The sequence below is a fragment of the Nocardiopsis coralli genome, from assembly GCF_014892575.1.
Classification (GTDB): Bacteria; Actinomycetota; Actinomycetes; order Streptosporangiales; family Streptosporangiaceae; genus Nocardiopsis; species Nocardiopsis coralli.
On sequence record NZ_JADBGI010000008.1, the window covers coordinates 1 to 18,152 of the forward strand.

At 72.2% G+C, this 18,152-nt stretch carries 14 protein-coding genes; 2 read left to right on the top strand and 12 right to left on the bottom strand.

Annotated features, from left to right (window positions below; translation table 11 throughout):
- Both IDM40_RS28100 and IDM40_RS10515 read left to right on the top strand, forming a co-directional pair.
- Positions 1-1,089, top strand: a 1,089-nt coding sequence (locus IDM40_RS28100; protein WP_407939957.1) for an HNH endonuclease signature motif containing protein, incomplete at its 5' end; no start/stop codon positions are given.
- 1,376 nt (positions 1,090-2,465) lie between these two features.
- Positions 2,466-2,717 (top strand): hypothetical protein, encoded by a 252-nt coding sequence (locus tag IDM40_RS10515; protein ID WP_193121987.1) that lies wholly within the window; start codon positions 2,466-2,468, stop codon positions 2,715-2,717.
- Between the two features lie 73 nt (positions 2,718-2,790).
- Here the strand turns inward: IDM40_RS10515 and IDM40_RS10520 are convergent, their stop codons facing one another.
- The 12 genes from IDM40_RS10520 to IDM40_RS10575 all read right to left on the bottom strand — a co-directional run bounded on the left by IDM40_RS10520 (position 2,791) and on the right by IDM40_RS10575 (position 18,148).
- On the bottom strand, positions 2,791-3,795 hold the full coding sequence (locus IDM40_RS10520) for a sugar phosphate isomerase/epimerase family protein (RefSeq protein ID WP_193121773.1): 1,005 nt from the start codon (positions 3,793-3,795) through the stop codon (positions 2,791-2,793).
- A gap of 43 nt (positions 3,796-3,838) precedes the next feature.
- Positions 3,839-5,239 carry an alkaline phosphatase family protein gene (locus IDM40_RS10525; protein WP_193121774.1) on the bottom strand — a complete coding sequence of 467 codons (1,401 nt, stop codon included), beginning with the start codon at positions 5,237-5,239 and terminating at the stop codon, positions 3,839-3,841.
- 32 nt (positions 5,240-5,271) lie between these two features.
- The gene (gene eboE, locus IDM40_RS10530; RefSeq protein ID WP_193121775.1) at positions 5,272-6,435 is read right to left on the bottom strand and encodes a metabolite traffic protein EboE; all 1,164 of its coding nucleotides are present in this window, start codon (positions 6,433-6,435) and stop codon (positions 5,272-5,274) included.
- The gene (locus IDM40_RS10535) at positions 6,432-7,304 is read right to left on the bottom strand and encodes a TatD family hydrolase (RefSeq protein ID WP_193121776.1); all 873 of its coding nucleotides are present in this window, start codon (positions 7,302-7,304) and stop codon (positions 6,432-6,434) included. The genes eboE and IDM40_RS10535 overlap by 4 nt, the downstream gene beginning before the upstream one ends.
- Positions 7,304-7,939, bottom strand: coding sequence for an EboA domain-containing protein (locus IDM40_RS10540; protein ID WP_328806987.1), 636 nt, complete (start codon positions 7,937-7,939; stop codon positions 7,304-7,306). Before IDM40_RS10540 ends, IDM40_RS10535 begins: the two co-directional genes overlap by 1 nt.
- Positions 7,936-8,808, bottom strand: coding sequence for a sugar phosphate isomerase/epimerase family protein (locus IDM40_RS10545; protein ID WP_193121777.1), 873 nt, complete (start codon positions 8,806-8,808; stop codon positions 7,936-7,938). The genes IDM40_RS10540 and IDM40_RS10545 overlap by 4 nt, the downstream gene beginning before the upstream one ends.
- Positions 8,805-9,680 carry an SCO3242 family prenyltransferase gene (locus IDM40_RS10550; RefSeq protein WP_193121778.1) on the bottom strand — a complete coding sequence of 292 codons (876 nt, stop codon included), beginning with the start codon at positions 9,678-9,680 and terminating at the stop codon, positions 8,805-8,807. Before IDM40_RS10550 ends, IDM40_RS10545 begins: the two co-directional genes overlap by 4 nt.
- A 61-nt stretch (positions 9,681-9,741) precedes the next feature.
- Entirely contained in the window at positions 9,742-10,896 is a 1,155-nt protein-coding gene (locus tag IDM40_RS10555; protein ID WP_193121779.1) for an inositol-3-phosphate synthase, read from the bottom strand.
- A gap of 56 nt (positions 10,897-10,952) precedes the next feature.
- Entirely contained in the window at positions 10,953-11,684 is a 732-nt protein-coding gene (locus tag IDM40_RS10560; protein ID WP_193121780.1) for a hypothetical protein, read from the bottom strand.
- An 84-nt stretch (positions 11,685-11,768) separates the two neighbouring features.
- Complete coding sequence (locus IDM40_RS10565) at positions 11,769-15,875, bottom strand: ThuA domain-containing protein (RefSeq protein ID WP_216630618.1); 4,107 nt, start codon at positions 15,873-15,875, stop codon at positions 11,769-11,771.
- Positions 15,876-16,048: 173 nt separating this feature from the next.
- Positions 16,049-16,948, bottom strand: coding sequence for a sugar phosphate isomerase/epimerase family protein (locus IDM40_RS10570; RefSeq protein ID WP_193121781.1), 900 nt, complete (start codon positions 16,946-16,948; stop codon positions 16,049-16,051).
- Positions 16,949-18,148 (bottom strand): substrate-binding domain-containing protein, encoded by a 1,200-nt coding sequence (locus IDM40_RS10575; protein WP_193121782.1) that lies wholly within the window; start codon positions 18,146-18,148, stop codon positions 16,949-16,951.
- Positions 18,149-18,152: the final 4 nt, after the last annotated feature.

The window sequence follows — 18,152 nt, forward strand, 5'->3', positions numbered from 1 at the left end:
GCCGACCTCGGCCTGATCCCTGCGGGTGAGTCGGTGACTTCGCGCTACGCGCGTACCTACGACGCCCTGATCTCCGCGGCCGGGTTCGCACACGGCCACCACGGCCACACCACCAACGGCACCAACGCCAACGCGGGTGGCGCCGCTGGCGACACCACCAACGGCACCGGCACCGGCACCGGCACCGCAGGTGCCGCCGCCGACGCTGGCACCGGCCCCGTCGGCAACGCCGACGGCGCTGTCGACGGTGACGCCGATGGCGCTGGCGGCTCTGCCGCTGCCGCTGTCACTGGTGGCGCCACCGCTGGTGGTGGCTGCTCGCAGCCGCCCGGCACCAAGGCCGTCATCAACATCACCGTGCCGCTGTCGGCGCTGCTCGGCTTCGGCTTCGCCTTCAAGAACCAGAACGAGACCGACACCGGCAACGATGCCGACGGCGTCGCCTACCCCGGCGCCGCTGGGGCCGCGGGCGCCGCCACCGCAGGTGGCGCCAACACCACCGGGGCAACCGGGAACACCGGGGCGACCACCGCCCCCGGCCCCGAGCCGGGCTCGGGCCCCGACCCCGGCGGCGGCACCGGTGACGGCGCCACCAACACCAACACCGGCCCGCCCGGCTCCTCCGGGAACCCCGTTTCTCCCGGTGGCCCCGGCTCGGTGGTCTCTTCCGGGTTGGCGGTGACCGAGGACGGCAACGTGCTCGCCCTGTCGGCGGTGCGCGCCATGTTGCCCACCGCCCAGATCCGCCGGTTGATCTTCGACGACCGCACCGGCCTGCCCCTGGACCTGGGCCGCGCCCACCGCCTGGCGCCCGGTTACCTGCGCACCGCCGCCTTCGCCGGGCACACCACCTGCGCATGGTCGGGTGGGTGCGACGTGCCGGTCTCGCAGTGCGAGGCCGACCACATCACCGAGTTCACCCACGGCGGCGAAACCAAGGCCACCAACCTCCAGCCCCTGTGCTCCACGCACAACCGCGCCAAGTACCGCCGCTCGAACGGCAAGAACCCCACCGGCGGTCCCGAAGGCGCCAACGGCGGCTCGGGTGCCGAAGGCACCGGCACCACCGACACCACCGGCACCGGCTAGACCAGCAGGCCCCTTCCACAGGCCGCCCGCCCCAGGCCCGATCCCCCTGCCGATCCCCCTGCCGAGCCCAGCTCTGGCCGTCAGAGAACCTTCAGGACCGGATCCAGTGGTGCACGCTGGGACGGCGACTGCCGCAACCGGCCCCGCCGAGACCCACGGCCCACCGCCCACCACGCACCGGGCACCAGGCACCACGCACCGGGCACCAGGCACCACGCACCGGGCACCACGCACCGGGCACCAGGCACCACGCACCGGGCACCGGGCACCGCTTCTGGAGAATCTCCATCGAAGGCCCAACACATACCCACCCACGGCGGCGGCCCGCACTCTGGCCCCACTCGACCCGATCGCACGTGAGCCTGCTCCTGGACCGAGCGGCCCTTCCCAGCGGTTGATAGTGCCCAATTGAGCACCGGAAAACGTTGTCAGTGCCTAAATGAGCATTAACAACGCCACAGACCCGGACACCTGCCCCACCGGACCCACCAGCGCCACGCAACCAGGGGCGGACCGCCCAGACCAGGTCCACCCGGGACTCACCCGCACACGTGTCACCCCTGAGACTCAATGCCCCGCCGGGAGTGCGCGAGGCCCGGGCCCATCCACACACGTGCCACCCCCGACACTCAATGCCCTGCCGGGAGTGCCGGGGCCCGGAGGACACCCGCACACCTGCCACCCCGGGACTCAATGCCCTGCCGGGAGTGTGCGGGGCGTGCCGTGCCTGTGCCGTTGCTGTCGCAGGAGCGAGCCACCACCCCCACACCTGGACCGTTGACCGCAATGAAGTACCCCAGGGGGTGAGGTAGTTGCCGTCAGCTCTGCCCACCGTTCTTTTGGCTGCTGCCAGGGGGCCTCGGGGGAGCGGGTGGTTCGTCGATGCGGGTCGGGTCAGCCCGGCGAACAGGGCCGGAACGCACACCCCGAGGCGCCGTGCTCAACCCACCACCCCACCCGCCACCATCACCACTCAGAGAAAGGGCCGGGGGTGGCGCCGACGTGGGTTGCGGGAAGGCCCGGCCGGGCTATGATCCGGCCCCGACGAACCACCACCCCCGAGGCAACACCACAGAACACCCGCCCCACCCCCCAGAACCCCCGACCCCATCCCCACAGCACAACCAGCGTCCTAGCCCACTCCACCCCCGAACCCCCGAACCCCCGAACCCGCAACGCACACCCTCATCAACGATCCAGGCGGTCCTCGTCTTGTCGGCGCCGCCGATACACGAACGCGTCAAGGCAGGAAACGGTCCTGGCCCGGGACAAGTTGTCCGGATCCCGGCACACAACCGGAGCGCGATCGGCTCCTACGGTTCGGGGCGGTGAGGCAGAATGCCGGTGACGACCCCCAACCCCTCAGGGAGACCGGTATGTTCCGGATCGCCATCAGCCGCGTGGATAACCGGCGGATCACCCCCGTCCGGCACGAGACCGCGCTGTCCGTGGACGAAGCGGTCCGTGCCGTGCGCGGGCTCCTGCCGGAGCTCTCGCCCGGGGCGGGGGGCGAGGCCGTCTCCGACGAGGACGTGCAGAGCTCCGTCAACCGGGTCAACGACTTCCGCCAGGACGTCACGGTCGGGGACGGGGAGCGCTACCGCGTGGTCATCGCGCCCATGATGTGAGGGCGCCGATACCCCGCCGTGCGGCCCGCCCCGCGACCCGGGCGGGCCGCCCCCGACGGCCCGCCCTCCGGCGTCAGTCGGAGGAGAACGCCGCGTCGAAGGAGGCCTCGGGCGGGTCGAACATGTTCGCGCGCACGAACCGCACCGCCTCGGCCGCGCCGGTGAGCCGGTCCATCCCCGGGTCCTCCCACTCCACCGAGATCGGGCCCTCGTAGCCGATCGAGTTCAGCACCCGGAAGCACGCCTCCCACGGCACGTCCCCGCGCCCCGTCGACACGAAGTCCCATCCCCGGCGCGGGTCGCCCCACGGCAGGTGAGACCCGAGGCGCGCGTTGCGCCCGCCCCCGGTCCGCATCCGGGCGTCCTTGCAGTCCACGTGGTAGATGCGGTCGCGGAAGTCGTACAGGAACCCGACCGGGTCGACGTCCTGCCACACCATGTGGCTGGGGTCCCAGTTGAGCCCGAAGGAGGGCCGGTGCCCGACCGCCTCCAGCGCGGCCTGGGCGGTCCAGAAGTCGTAGGCGATCTCCGAGGGGTGCACCTCCAGGGCGAACCGCACCCCGACCTCCTCGAACACGTCCAGGATCGGGTTCCACCGGTCGGCGAAGTCCCGGTAGCCCGCCTCGATGACGTCGGCGCCCACCGGCGGGAACATCGCCACGTACTTCCAGTTGGCCGAGCCGGAGAACCCGACGACGGTGTCCACACCCAGCTTCGCGGCGGCGCGCGCGGTCGTGCGCATCTCCTCGGCCGCGCGCTGCCGCACGCCCTCGGGATCGCCGTCGCCCCACAGGCGCGAGGGCAGGATGTTCTTGTGCCGGTGGTCGATCGGGTCGTCGCAGACCGCCTGGCCCACCATGTGGTTGGAGATCGCCCACACACCCAGGCCGTGGCGCTTCAGGATGTCGAGGCGGTCGCGCACGTAGTCGTCGTCCACGGCCGCGCGGGTGACGTCGAGGTGATCGCCCCAACAGGCGATCTCCAGGCCGTCGTAACCCCACGAGGACGCGAGCGAGCACACCTCCTCGAACGGCAGGTCGGCCCACTGGCCGGTGAACAGGGTGACGGGTCGGGTCATCGTGACCTCCGGGGTCGATGGGGGGTGTGTGGCCGGTGCCGGCTCAGGAGGGGGTCGGCCCCGCCGGGTCCGGCACCCCGACGAGGCCGAGCAGGAGGTCGCGCACCTCGGTGGCGGCGATGGTGTCCCGGGCGGACCCGGGGTCGGTGCAGATCAGGAGAGGACCGTCGTCGGGGTCCTCGGTGCGGCGCCCGTGGGTCCCGCGCACCGGCGACGGGTCCAGGGGGACGACGTTCATCGTGTAGCGCAGCCCGGCCTTCTTGCGGGCCAGGTTGGCGGCGGCCCGGGCCTTGACCAGCCGGTCCTTCGGGTCGAGGAAGAGCTCGGCCGGGTCGAAGCCGGGCTTGCGGTGGATGTCGACCCCGCGTGCGAAGTCCGGGGCACGTGCGTCGTCGAGCCAGTAGTAGTAGGTGAACCACGCGCCCGGCTCGGCCACCAGGGTCAGCTCGCCGGAACGCTCGTGGTCCAGGCCGTGCTCGGCCTGCCCCTTCTCGTCCAGGACCAGGTCCACGCCCTCGAGGCGTTCCAGGAGCCCGGCGACCGCGGGCACGTCCTGCTCGTCGCGCACGTAGACGTGGGAACACTGGTGGTCGCTGACGGCGAAGGCGCGCGAGGCCCACGGGTCGAGGTACTCCATGCCGGCCTGGGTGTAGACCTCCAGCAGCCCCGCCCGGCGCAGCTCCCGGTTGACGTCCACCGGGGTCGTGGCGGGGGTGATGCCGTACTCGCTGAGCACCACGACCCGAACCCCGGCGGCCTCGGCGTCGTCGAGGAGCGGTGCGAGCGCGGCGTCCATGTCCCGCGCGGCCTTGCGGGCCTGCGGGGAATCGGGGCCGTGGCGCTGCAGGTCGTAGTCCAGGTGCGGGACGTAGCACAGCGTCAGGTCGGCGCGCGGCATGAGCCGGCGGGTGGCCGCGACGATCCACTCGGTGGAGGCCAGCGAGGCGGTCGGTCCCCAGTAGTTGAACAGCGGGAACGGGCCCAGCTCCTCGGTGAGCTCGTCGTGCAGTTCGGGCGGGCGGGTGTAACAGTCCGGGGACTTGCGCCCGTCCGCGTGGTAGATCGGCCGCGGGGTGATGGTCCAGTCCGTGGTGGCGCCCATCGCGTACCACCAGCACACGTTGGCCACTTTCAGCCCCGGCCGGTGGCGGCGCGCGGTCTCCCAGACCTTCTCGCCCTGCACGAGCCGGTTGTGCTGGCGCCACAGGTACACCTCGCCCAGGTCGCGGAAGAACCACCCGTTGGCGACGGCGCCGTGCCCGGCCGGGGTGCGCCCGGTCAGGAACGTGGACTGCACGGTGCAGGTCACCGCGGGCAGCACTGTGTCCAGCGGGGCCTGCCACCCGCGCTCGGCCAGGGCGCGCAGCCGGGGCGCGTGCTGCAGGAGGTTGGGGGTGAGCCCGACCGCGTCGACCACGAGCAGGCGGGGTTCGGCTGAGGACATGGCATCCCTTCCGTCGGGGGCGGCGTCGGTGCTCACACGGGCTCCAGACCCAGTTCGGTGAGGCGGTCGCGGGCCCAGGCGACCTCGGCGGCGATCCCGGACACGAGGGCCTGCTCGTCGGCGGGGCGGCGGTCCTCCGGCAGCACCGACCAGGTGTAGGTCTCCACCTCCACGTGGTCGGTCAGCGCCCGTTCGCCCCCGAAGAGGCGGCCGAGCACGTCGGTGAGGTGCCCGTGGGTGATGCGCAGCGGCGGCCGGGCCTCGGCGTGCAACGGCACGTGGAAGTGGGTGCGCCACGGTCCCCGCGCCGGCAGCGGGTAGGGGCCGGCCAGCGCCTCGGGCAGGTCGTCGCGCCCGCGCGCCCGCACGCCCACGAGCTCGCGTGTCTGGTGCAGGAACCGGTCCTCGGCGAAGTCGGACAGCGCCTCCCGTGCGTGCGGGTCGCGCGGGTCCGGCACCTCGACGGCGGCGGAGGCCTGCGTCTTGACCACCGGGAGCCCCGCTTCGGCGAGCCGGTCCAGGGCGGGCCCGGCCTCCTCGAACCCGGTCGCGGTGTGGCAGGTGTCCAGGCACACGCCCAGCTGCGGGGGCAGCCCTGACAGCAGGCGGGCGGCGTCCCTGGTCGTCTCGACCACGCACCCCGGTTCCGGTTCCAGCCCCACCCGGACGGGGGTGCCCTGTTCGTCGAGTTCGGCCAGCACACCGGCGAGCTCGACCAGGTGGCGCCGGGCGCGGTCCAGGCGCCCCGGGTCCCAGGGTTCGCGCCAGGCCAGGGGCAGGCTCGACACACTCCCGCGCGCGGCGTCGTCGGGCATGAGGCGGGCCAGGACCCGGGCGCAGTCGACCGTGTAGTCCAGGCGCGCCCGCTCGGTCCAGTCCGGGTGGTAGACGCGGTGCTTGACCACCGGGTCCTGGAACCCGCGGTAGGGGAACGCGTTGAGGGTCACCGTCTCGAGCCCGGCCTCGTCCAGCCCCGCACGGAGCCGGTCGACCAGCGCGGGGTCGTCCGCGAGCTCCCGGGCCAGCGGGGCCGGCAGCCACAACCCGAGCCCGAGGCGGTCGGCGCCCAGGCGCTCGCGCACCCCGCCGCCGAACACCCGGATCTGGCGCAGCACCCCGTCGAGGTCCTCGGCCGGGTGCACGTTCGTGCAGTACCCCAGGTGGACGACGGTCCCGTCCCGGTGGCGCAACCTCACCGCGCACCCCCGTCCGGTTGGCCGCGCAGGATCGAGTTGCCCGAGAAGGTCTCCGAGACGTCCGCGGCCCCGATCTCGTCCAGCACCAGGCGCCCGCTCTGCCCGTAGAACTCCACCGGGTTGTCCCACAGCACCCGCTCGGCCTCGGCCTCGGAGAACCCCGCGGCCAGCATCGCCTCGCCGGTGCGCAGGGTGGTGAGCGGATCGCTGTGGCCCCAGTCGGCCGCCGAGTTCACGATCATGCGCTCGGTGCCCCACTCCTGGAGGATGCGCACCATGCGGTCCGGGCTCATCTTCGTGTCCGGGTAGATGGAGAAACCCATCGTGCACCCGGACTCGTGCACCATCCCGACCGTCGTCTCGTTGAGGTGGTCGACCAGCACGGTGCGCGGGTCGAGGCCGGACTCGGCGACCAGCTCGAGCGTGCGGCGGGTGCCGGCGGCCTTGTCGCGGTGCGGGGTGTGCACCAGGACCGGCAGCTCGAACTCGCGCGCCAGTTCCAGCTGGTACCGGAACGCCTTCTCCTCCTCGGCGGTCTGCGAGTCGAAGCCGACCTCGCCGACCGCGACGACCCCGTCCTTGGCCAGGTACCGGGGCAGCAGGTCGAGCACCCCTGCCAGCCGCGGGTCGTTGGCCTCCTTCGGGTTGAGGGCGATCGCGCAGTGGTGGCGGATGCCGAAGCGCTCGGCCCGGAAACGCTCCCAGCCGACGAGGCCGTCGAAGTAGTCGCGGAACGAGCTCACCCCGGTGCGGGGCTGGCCCAACCAGAACGCCGGCTCCACCAGGGCGCGCACCCCGGCGTCGTACATGGCGCGGTAGTCGTCGGTCGTGCGCGAGGTCATGTGGATGTGCGGGTCGAAGATGCGCATCACGCCTCCGTGTGCTCGTCGTCGGGGGAGTGCCCCAGGACCAGGTGGACGTCGTCGGGCACCGGCCGTCCGGCGCGTTCGCGTTCCTCCGCGTAGTCGGCGCACATGCGCACGAGCTCCGCGTCCACGCGCTCGGGCACACCGCGCACCCCGGCGAGAGGAACCCCGGTGAACAGGCACTTGAGCACCGCCTGCCGCCACGCGTGGAGATCCAGCAGGTCGGCGGCGGGCCCGCCCACGGCCGCGGCGACCAGGCGGGTGTCGTTGGTGCGCAGGGCGTCGGCCATGAGCTCGCGGGCGAGCGGTGCGGCGGCGGGGTCGAGCAGGCCGAGGCCGCGCAGCACGGCGCGGCGTTCCCCGGAGTCCCCGTGGTGGTAGAGGTCGGACACCTCGTCGGCGAAGGGCCCGGGCGCCGTCGCCGCCGCGCAGGCGCGCAGGAGCTCGAGGCGCACGAGGTCCTCCAGGGTCGGGCCGAGCACCCCGTCGGGGTCGCCCGAGGGGCCCGCGCCGCGTGACACCCGGCGGGCGGCGGCGGGGAAGAGCACCGCGATCCGGTCGGGCTGATCGTGGACCCGTGCCACCAGGTCGGCCAGCGCACGGCGGGCGTCCTCGCCGGTCAGGAACCCGTCGTTCACCGGATCACCCCCTCGTGGCGCGGTGTGCGGCGCGCGTGGGCGACCATGAGCGCGTCGGTGAGGGCGCGCATCGACCGTTCCGCCACGAGCGGGGCGGCGTGGCCGTGGCGGGGGAGTTCCACGCAGGCCAGGCCCTGGTAGCCGACCTCCTCCAGGGCGCCCAGGACCCCGGGCAGGTCGATCTCGCCGTCGCCGAACTCCAGGTGGTCGTGCACGCCCGGGCGCATGTCGTCGAGCTGCACATTCGCGATGAGCCCGCCCGCGCGGCGGACGGTGCCCTCGGGGCCGTCGGGTTCGTTGCAGACCCCGTGCCCCACGTCGACGGTGACCCGGAACCGGGGCGGGGAACCCAGGCGGGACCGGAGCTCGAGCACGTCCTCGAGGCGTTCGGCGAACATGCCCGGTTCCGGCTCGAACGCGCAGTCCACGCCGAGCTCGTCGGCCAGGGGGAGGACCTGCTCGACCCCGCCGACCAGCCGGGACCAGCCCTCGTCCGGGCCCACCCCGGCCGGGAGGATGCCCGACCAGAACGAGACCGCCTCGGCGCCCAGGTCGTGGCCGATGCGCACGGCCCGGCGCAGGAGTTCCACGCGCTGTTCCCGTCCCGTGCCCGAGACCAGGGTCGGTTCGTGCTTGCGGCGCGGGTCCATGAGGTAGCGGGCCCCGGTCTCCACGACGACCGCCAGGCCCAGGTCGGACAGGCGCGCCCCGATGCGGCGGACGCGCTCCGGGGCGTCGTCGGCGAAGGGATCCAGGTGCGGGTGGTCGAGGGTGAGCGCCACACCCTCGTACCCGAGGTCGGCGATGATCGCCAGGGCGTCGTCCAGGCGGTGGTCCCAGAACCCGTTGGTGCCGTAACCGAACCTCATGTGATCGCCACCTTCCGGGAGGCGGCCTTGGCCAGGGGAGCGCCCACCACCAGGCCGGTCGCGGTGCACGGGGCGCCCGAACGCGCGAGCAGCGCGGCCTGGAGCGGGATCATGCCCCGGATCCCGGTCCCGGTCGCGGCCCCGGCGTTCGCGGCGACCGGTTTCGCCACGGCGCGCGCCTGGGCCCGCCCCACCTGTGTGGCGAACACACCCGCGTACAGGCCGGACAGGACCTCGCCCCACGCACCGCGGCGCGTGCAGGGCTCCGGCCCGGTCGGGGCGGCCGCCGCGGCGGCGCTGCCCATCGTGCAGGCGAGCGCGCCGACCGCCACCGATGGGCGGGTCCCGTACACCTCGCCCCTGCTCAGGGCCGTCACCCCGTAGGTGTGCGCGGCCATCACCAGGGCCGGGCGCAGAGCAGCGCCGGGGCGGTCGCCGGCGCCCATGAGCACGTCCAGGCCGCGGTTGACGGCCATGCCGAGCGGTGCGAGGCGCGTCGGTTTCAGCACCAGGTCGTAACCCCACACCGTTGCGGCCAAGGCGCCCGCCACCGCGGCGCTGTGCCGTCCGCCGCCGGCCGCTGCCACACCCACGCCCGCCGCGGTGAGCCCCGCCGCGACCGCGAGGGCCTCGCCGGGACGTACGGCACCCGAGGGGATCGGGCGTTCGGGGCGTTCCACGGCGTCGAGCTCGCGGTCGGCGTAGTCGTTCAGGGCCATGCCCGCCCAGTACATACAGGCCGAGGCGGCGGGCAGCGCCCATGTGCCCGGCCTGCCCAGGCGCCCGGCCGCTGCGGCGCCCGCCAGGGTGTCGCCGGGCACGCTCAGCGCGGCCGGCAGGCGCACCAGCCGCGCCAGGTCCGTGAATCTCATGGCCCTCCTCCGAAGCCGAACGCATGAACCGGTACCGATGCGGGACCCGTGTCGGGGAACATCAGGTGCCCCCTCCCTCGGGTACGGACCAGGCGGTGAGCGCCTGCCACTGCTCCACCAGCCCGTGCACGTCGCTGTCGGCGGGGTCCTTGAAGAAGAACCCGAGCGCGGTGACGGGTCCGGTGGTCCCACGACCCAGGGCGAGCGCGGCCAACCGGGCCAGGTCCAGCACCAGCGGCGCCGCCAGCGCCGAGTCCTGCCCGGCCCAGGTGAACTGGAGCGTCATCCGCGCGCCCAGGAACCCCTCGAACGAGACGTGGTCCCAGGCGGTCTTGGCGTCCCCCAGGTCGGGGACGAAGTCGATGTGCAGCGGCCCCTCCACCGGTTGGCCGAGCATGTGCTCCAGGCCCCGGGCCTTGCTGTCGGTCTTGCTCTCCGCGTGCTCGGGGTCGGCCAGCGTCTCCCCGTCACCGCCGCCCAACAGGTTCACCGACGACCACGAACGCACCCGCAGCGCCCGCGCCGCGAACATCGGGGCGAGCGCGCTCTTGACCAGCGTCTCCCCGGTCTTGCCGTCGCACCCCGCCCACGGCAGGCCCTCCCGCTCGGCCAGCGCCCGCAGCGCGGGAAGCCGCGGACCGGTGTTGGGGGTGAACTCCACGAACGCACACCCCGCGCGCAGGGCCGCGTACGCGTACGCGGAGCTGGCGGGGATGCGTGCCCCGCCGGAGTCCAGCGCCGCCTCCAACGCCTCCGGGCCCTCCTGCTCGGGGTGGGCCTCCAGGCGCGTCTCGGTGCTGGTCAGGTCGACCACGACCGTGCGCTCCAGGCCCTCGCGCTCGGCGAACTCGCGCAGATTGCGCTCCAGCCGGTCCACGTCCGCGCGCGTGACCCGGCCGCCCTCCGCGACGACCCCCGGACGCAGCGCACCCTCCACCTCGCCCAGCCGGTCGGCGAAGGCCCCCGGCAGGTGCGCGGGCAGCACACCCGTACGGGCCAACCGCTCGGCGGTCTTGCACAGACGGACGTCGGACAGGTCGTGCCCGCCGAAGACCAGCTCCTCGAGCCCGGGCAACCCCGCACCCTCGAACTCCGGGCGCGCGGTCACGCACCCCGTCGGCGCGGCCGAACCCTCCCGCACCGCAAAAGCGCCCAGGACCGCGGTCGTGGCGACCGATCCGCGTGCCCCGAGCAGCCAGACACCTGTCCGCCCCATCTGTGGTCCCTCCTCGTGAGGGCCCCGGGGCACGGTCCGCGCCCCGGGGCCGGTGCTCAGTGGTCGTGGCCCCCGCCCTCGACGGCCTCGTCGCCGTCCTCGGCGGGATCGGGTTCCAGGGCGCCGCTTCCGGGCGCCGCGGGCAGATAGAGATGGACGTGGCCGTGGCCTGCGTCGATGCTCAGCACGTCCAGTTGGGTCGCCGCCACCGACCAGGAGCGCACCGCCTGGGTGCGCAGGTCGCCGGCGAGCTCGGTCATCTCCTCGCGCAGGGCCTCGTCCTCGGCCTCCAGCGCGTTGGCGTAGGCCGTCACCGAGGACCCGAGCAGGTCGACGGAGTTGGCCAGCCCGGCGTGGGCGATGTTGTAGTCGGTCTCGCCCGAGGGCACGTCCTCGAAGTGCCCGACGGCCTCCTCGGCGATCCCGACCCAGCCCTCGAGCTCGTCGGAACCGGGGTCCTCGCGCCCGGGCTCCGAACCGTCCGCGGGCACGACCTCGTCGAGCGACTCCACCAGCGGGAGCAGCTCCTCGTGCGCCGCGCGCGTGTGGTGCACCAGCTCCTCGACCTGCTCCAGGTCGCGTTCGCCGGCCGAGGCCTCGAGCTCTGCGACCCGTCCGGCGTCCGGGGTGACCGTGTCGTCGCCGGTGAAGTAGAAGACGACCGCGGCCACGATCGCTCCGACGGCCACGATCGCCCCGCCCGTCAGCCACCAGGCGGACCGTCCGGCGGGCGTTGGGGAGACCTCCTCCGTCGTGTCGGGCGTGGACCGCCTCTTCTCGGTGGGCACCGTGACACCTCCTCCTGGGGGCCGGGAACGGGGAACGGGGGATGGGGGCGGGGCCGGCGTGCACCGGCCCCGCCCGTTCGGTCGTTACTCCTGCAGTTCCTGGACCTGCACGTCACGGAAGCGGACCTCGTCCTCGTCACCGTGGTTCTGCAGTCCGATGTGGCCCGAGGCCAGGTCCCGGTCGGGGGCCTCGCTCTCGAACTCGTTGACCAGCTCGCCGTTGATCCACACCCGGATCACGGGGTCGTCGACCTCGATCTCCATCGTGTTCCACTCACCGATCTCCGCCGGGTGGGAGTCGGCCGCCTGGAACTGGTAGACCGCCCCGGTCTGGGTGATCGGCTCCCCGTCCGGGGCGCCGTAGGGGTCGATCTGGATCTCGTAGCCCTCGTCGACGGCCACCCACGGGTCGTCGTCGGGGTCGGGGAAGCCGACGAAGACACCGGAGTTGTCCTGCTCGTCCGGGGTCAGGAAGTCGAGCTTCAGGCGGTAGGAGTCGAGCTCCGTCTCGTGCCAGAGCAGCCCCATGCCGCCGTCGGTCTGCAGCGAGCAGTGTTCGTCGTCCTCGACGACCTCGAAGCCGCCCGGACCGGCCTGGTTCCACCCGTCGAGGGACTCGCCGTCCCACAGCTCGGTGTAACCGTCGTCCACCTCGGGCGGCGTGCAGTCGGCGGGCTCCTCCGGTTCGGTGGCGCCCTCCTCGACCGTGACGGTGGCCGACGAGGAGCTTCCGGTGTTGCCGTCGCCGTCGGTGGCCACGGCGCTCACGGAGTACTCGCCCTCCTCCGGTTCGGTCCAGACCGCCTCGTAGGGGGACTCGTCGGCGGTGGCCACGACCTCGTCGTCGACGAGGAACTCGACCTCCTCGACACCCGCGTCACCGTGGTCGGTGACCTCCGCGGCCAGCGGGACGTCCTCGCCGGCCTCGAAGGACGCGCCGTCCTCCGGGTTGGCCAGCTCGGTCTCGGGACCCTCCTCGGGGTCCTCCTCCGGGGGCTCGTGGCCCTCGATGACGGCCTCGAAGTGGTTGAGGTTGAACAGGCCCTCCTCACCGGGGTCGTCCCCGCTGAAGACCAGGTGCAGCTCGAAGGTCTCCCCGGGGTCATCGACCGGCATCGTGACGGTCTCCCAGTCCTGGCCGCCGCCGGTCGACTCCACGTCGACGGTGCCCAGCACGTCCCCGTCGGGGGAGTCCTGGCGCGCCTCGATGGTGCCGCCGGAGCCGCTGGAGGCCACCCGGAACTCCATCTCCTCCACACCGGAGAAGCTGACCGGGTCGTAGGAGGTCCAGCTGCCGTCCTGGATCCCGGTCAGGTTGACCAGGCCGCCCTCGTCGTCCTCGGTGGTCTCGGTCGTGACGTTCTCGCTGTCGGAGAAGTACTGCGCCTGGGTCCGCGCCGGGTTCAGGCGCAGCCCGTCGGACCCGGTGAGCGGGGGAGCGTCCCCGGCACCGGAGTCGGTGTACTCGGCCTGGAGCACCCAGAAGATGTTCATGTCGTGCCCGTGGCCGCCGTCGGTCTCGGTCTCGGTGACCCCTTCGCAGGAGTCGTACTGGGTCCACGGGTGCGCGTGGTCGTCGTGGCCCAGCGACGAGGTGACCTCGACGTCGTCGCACTCGACGCCGTCGCCGATCGAGCCGTCCTCGGCGTCGTCCACCGCTGCCTCGAACGGGATCTCGTCACCCCAGTGGAAGTACTGGCCGTCCTGCGGGGTGTCGAAGGAGACGTCGGGTTGGCTGTTGCCGGCGGTCACGCTCGTGGTGGCGACGCCGGTGGCGCCCTCCTCGTCGGTCACGGTCAGCACGACCGTGTACTGGCCCTCCTCCTCGAAGGTGTGGGTGGGTGCGACCTCGTCGGAGGTGGTGCCGTCACCGAAGTCCCACTCGTAGGTCATGTCCAGCCCGCCGGGGTGCTCGGACCCTTCGGCGGAGAACTCGACCTCCAGGGGGACCGGGCCGGAGTTGGCACTGCTCTCCAGGTCGGCGACGGGGGTGTCGCCCGAGCCCGTGTAGTCGATGCGCGAGATCGCCGAGTCCGGTGCGCCGCCGAAGTAGCCGGAGCCGTACTCCAGCACGTACAGCGAACCGTCCGGGCCGAACTCCATGTCCATGGGGTTGGCCAGCTCGATGTCGTCGACCGTCTCGGTGATGTCGAGGAGCTCGCCCTCGTCGTCGCGGTGGATCTGCTTGATCCACTTGCGGTCCCACTCGTACATCAGCGGGATGCCGTCGTAGTACTCGGGCCACGCGGTGTCCGACTCCAGCTCGGGGTCGTAGTGGTAGGCCGGGCCGCCCATCGGGGAACCGGAACCCTCGCCCAGGTGCGGGAACTCCTCGGACTCGTCGTAGTCGTAGTAGATCATCGCGGGGGTGACCGGGGGCAGGTCGGTCAGCCCGGTGTTGCGCGGGGAGTCGTTGACCGGGGCGTCGCAGTCGAAGGGCTCCCCGGAGGCCTCCTCCTCGAAGTCGTAGTCGACGTAGGGGAAGTTGTTGCCGATGCAGTACGGCCACCCGATGTTGGCCGGCTCGTCGAGCGCGTGCCAGGTCACCGTGTTCTTCGGACCGCGGTCGGGGTCCTCCTCGATGGCGTCCGGGCCGTAGTCGCCCAGGTAGACGGTGCCGTCCTCCTGGTCGACGGAGAACCGGAACGGGTTGCGCAGACCCATCGCGAAGATCTCCGGGCGGGTGTCCTCGTCGCCGTACTCCTCGGTCGGGAAGAGGTTGCCGTCGGGGATCTCGTAACTGCCGTCCTCGTTGACGTCGATCCTGATCAGCTTGCCGCGCAGGTCGTTGGTGTTGCCGGAGCTGCGCTGGGCGTCGAAGGCCGGGTTGCGGGACTCGCGCTCGTCGATGGGCGTGTACCCGTCGGAGTCGAACGCGCTGGTGTCGTCGCCGGTGGACAGGTACAGGTTGCCGTCGGCGTCGAAGTCGATGTCACCGCCCACGTGGCAGCACATGCCGCGGCTGGCCTCGACCTCGAGGATCACCTCCTCGCTGTCCAGGTCGAGGGTCGGTCCGTCCTCGCCGTCGACCAGCTGGAACCGGGAGAGGTTGTTGTGCGCCTCGTAGGGTTCGAACTCCTCGGGATCGCCGTCCGAGGGCGCCTCACCCCCCGGGACATCGTCGATCACCGGCGCGTAATAGGTGTAGACCCAGCCGTTCTCCTCGAAGTCCGGGTCCACGGCCACGCCCTGGAGCCCGTCCTCGTCGTGGTTGTAGACCGGGATCTCGGCGATGGTCTCGGTGGCGTAGGTCTCGGGGTCCCACAGGCCGACCTCGCCGTCGCGCGCGCTGTGCAGGGCACGCCCGTCCGGCAGGACCGCCAGACCCATGGGCTCGCCCATCTGCTCCTCGCCCTGGGCCAGCGTGACCTTCTCGAAGTTGTCCCACTGGGTGGCGCCGCAGTCGCCCTCGGCATCGCCGGCCGCCCACTGGATGCCGCCGAGCAGGTGGTCGGCGAACTCCGGTTCGGAGAAGGACTCGATGGTGTGGCCGCCGCCGGTGTACCAGGACCGGCCGCCGTCGAACTCCTGACACCAGGCGATGGGGTGGTCCCAGCCCATCTGGCCGGCCGGGTCGACCTCGTCCTCGTAGGACTCCTCGTCCAGCCCCGCCAGCACGTGTACGTCGCCGCGCGGGGACAGGTCGAAGTCGTACCACTCGTCGTGGCGCTCCCACAGGGCCGGCAGGCCTTCCGTGGAGGGGTGCACACGGTCGTTGACCATCACCTCGGCGTCCTGAGTGCCGGGCGGGTGGCTGGCGAAGTAGGCACCGACGAGATCGCCGTACCACTCCCAGTCGTAGTGGGTGTCGGAGGCGGCGTGCACACCGGTGAACCCGCCGCCGTCCTGGACGTAGCTCTCGAAGGCGGCCTGTTCGTCCTCGTTGAGCACGTCACCGGTGGTCGAGAGCCAGACGACGGCGTCGAACTCGGCCAGGTCCTCCTCGTTGAAGACGGAGGAGTCCTCGGTGTGCTCGGTGGTGAACCCGTGTTCGTCGGCCAGCTCCTCGATGAGGGAGACGCCGTACGGGATCGAGTCGTGCCGGAAGCCGGCGGTCTTGGAGAAGATCAGGACGTTGAACGAGTCCTGCTCGTTCTCCTCCTGCGCGTGCGCCACGGGCGCGGTCAGCCCCATGGCCAACGCGACGCCGGACACCAGCGCGCCCAGTCGTAGTAACGGTCTGTGGAACATGCAGAACCTCACCTGGGGGTGGGAGTGAGTCGATGAGTTCCGTGCGGCGTGCCGGCGCCGACGGCAGGATCCCTGGTCCCCGTCCGGGCGGGCCCGGAGCGGCTGTGACCGGGGTCGTCGGGGTGTTCCTGCTATCAGGGTCGGGAAGCGGGTGTGGCCGCCTCATCGGTGCATCAGTCCACAGGGGCTCCTCTCGTCGGGTCAGGGACATCGGGTGCACGGGTGTGCAGCCCTCTCAGGAACGCCAGGCCGTCGACCGCGAGCGCGTCCTGGGTGGCGGCGAGGGGCCGCCATACGGACGCGGCCGCGGCGATGCTGGCATTGTCAGAAGTGAAGGATTCGATGACTAGGGGGCCCGAGTAACCTGTTCTGTCCAGTGCGGTCACGATGCGTGACCATTCCAGGTGATCGGTACCGGGGGTCCCGCGATCATTTGCGCAGACCTGGACGTGCCTCAGCATTCCGGACGCTCGCTCGATGGCATTGGCGATGTCCGTTTCCTCGATGTTGAGGTGATAGAGGTCCAGCGCCAGACCGCAGTGCTCGCGGGGCAGTTCGGCCAGGGCCTCGACCGCCTGGTCGACGGTGTTGAGCACGCTGGTCTCGTACCGGTTCAGGGGTTCCACGGCCACCGCCACCCCCGCGGCCGAGGCGTGCTCGACCACGGGGGACAGCGCCTCGGCCAGCTCGCCGGGCAGGCCCGCGCGTTCGGCCGGGGACAGGCGCCAGGTGCGGCCCACCGAGGCGTAGGCCGGGCCCGCGACGACCGGTGAACCCACCGTCTCCGCCGCGTCCACGACCCGCCTCAGGTAGTCCCGGGTCGCGGTGCGTGTGGGGGCGTCGGTCAGGACCAGTTCACGGCCAGGGCTCATGACCAGGGCCACCGTCGCCGACAGCCCCAGGCCGTCCAGCAGAGTGCGGGCGCGCCGGGGGTCCCAGTCGCCGGCGTTCTCCACCGGCAGCTCGATGGTGTCGAAGCCCCAGCCGGCCACGCGCGGAGCCAGGCGCTCCAGCGCGGCGTCGGTCAGCGGCGACGTCCAGACCCAGGTGTTGACCCCCAGCGCGCGTTCCATCTAGCGGTCCTCCCACGCCTCGGGGAAGCCCGGCAGGTCCTCGCCGCCGAAGCGGGCGTAGTGCAGGGACGGCATTCCGGAGTTGACCTCGAGCAGCTCGTCGCGGGTCTCCTCGGTGACCGCTTCCTGCGGCAGCACCCACTCCTCGGGCACCTCCTCGCCCTGCAGGATCATGCTCGCGGCCAGGACCGGGGTGCGCCACTGGAAGTTGGAGTAGACCGGGGCGATCGCCTCCAGCTCCTCCTCCTGCCACTTGCGCATGAAGCTGAGCTCGTCCTCGCCCGAGACCACCGGGTACTCCTGGCCGGCGTCCTCGAACGCCTCCAGGCCCGCCACGGCCCCGTCGCCGGCGTCCATCCAGATGCCGTCGACCGCGCCGCGCTGCAGGTGCTGGGAGACCAGGTCCTTGATCTGGGCGCCGTCACCGTCGGTGAACTCGTAGCCGATGATCTCCAGGTCGCTGTCGTCGAAGACGGTCTGCGCGGCCGCCCAGCGGTGCTCCAGCGAGTCCACGCCCGGCAGGATGCGCAGCGCCAGCACCCGCGAGCCCGGTTCCAGGCTGTCGACCAGGAACTCGGCCGCGTCCGCCCCGTAGGCGTAACCGCCGATCGGGTGGATGAAGGTGACCGCGCAGTCGGTGTTCACGCCGCGGTCGAAGACCACGACCGGGACACCGCTCTCGCAGGCCGTCTCCACCGCCGGGGTCATGGTCGCGGTGGTCGACGGCGAGATGATGATGGCGTCGCAGTCACCGGAGTCCACGAACGCCTGGATGTCGGAGATCTGCTGGTTGTCGTCGTCGGAGGCGTCCGAGACCTGGAAGTCGCCGATCTCGCCGGCCTCCTGCAACGCCTCCACCTGCTGCTCCATGGTGATGAAGCCGGTGACGCGCCAGGGGTTGGACACCGAGGCGTTGGAGAAGCAGACCGTGGCCTCGCCGGGGTCGTCGAACTCCCATTCGGAGGTGTCGATCCACTCGGGTTCGATCGCCTGCATCCAGGGTTCGTCCTCGGGGCCCTCCGGCTCGATGTCGCGCTGGGCGAGCTGCCGGTCGAACTCCTCCTGGTCGAACCACTCCTCCTCGGGGGTCAGGTCGGCGCCGTTGCCGTCGGCGGCGCCGTCCGAGGCGTCGCCGGTACAGCCGGACAGGACGAGGGCCAGGCCGGCGGCACCGGCCAACAGCACGCGGGGGACGTGCATGGTT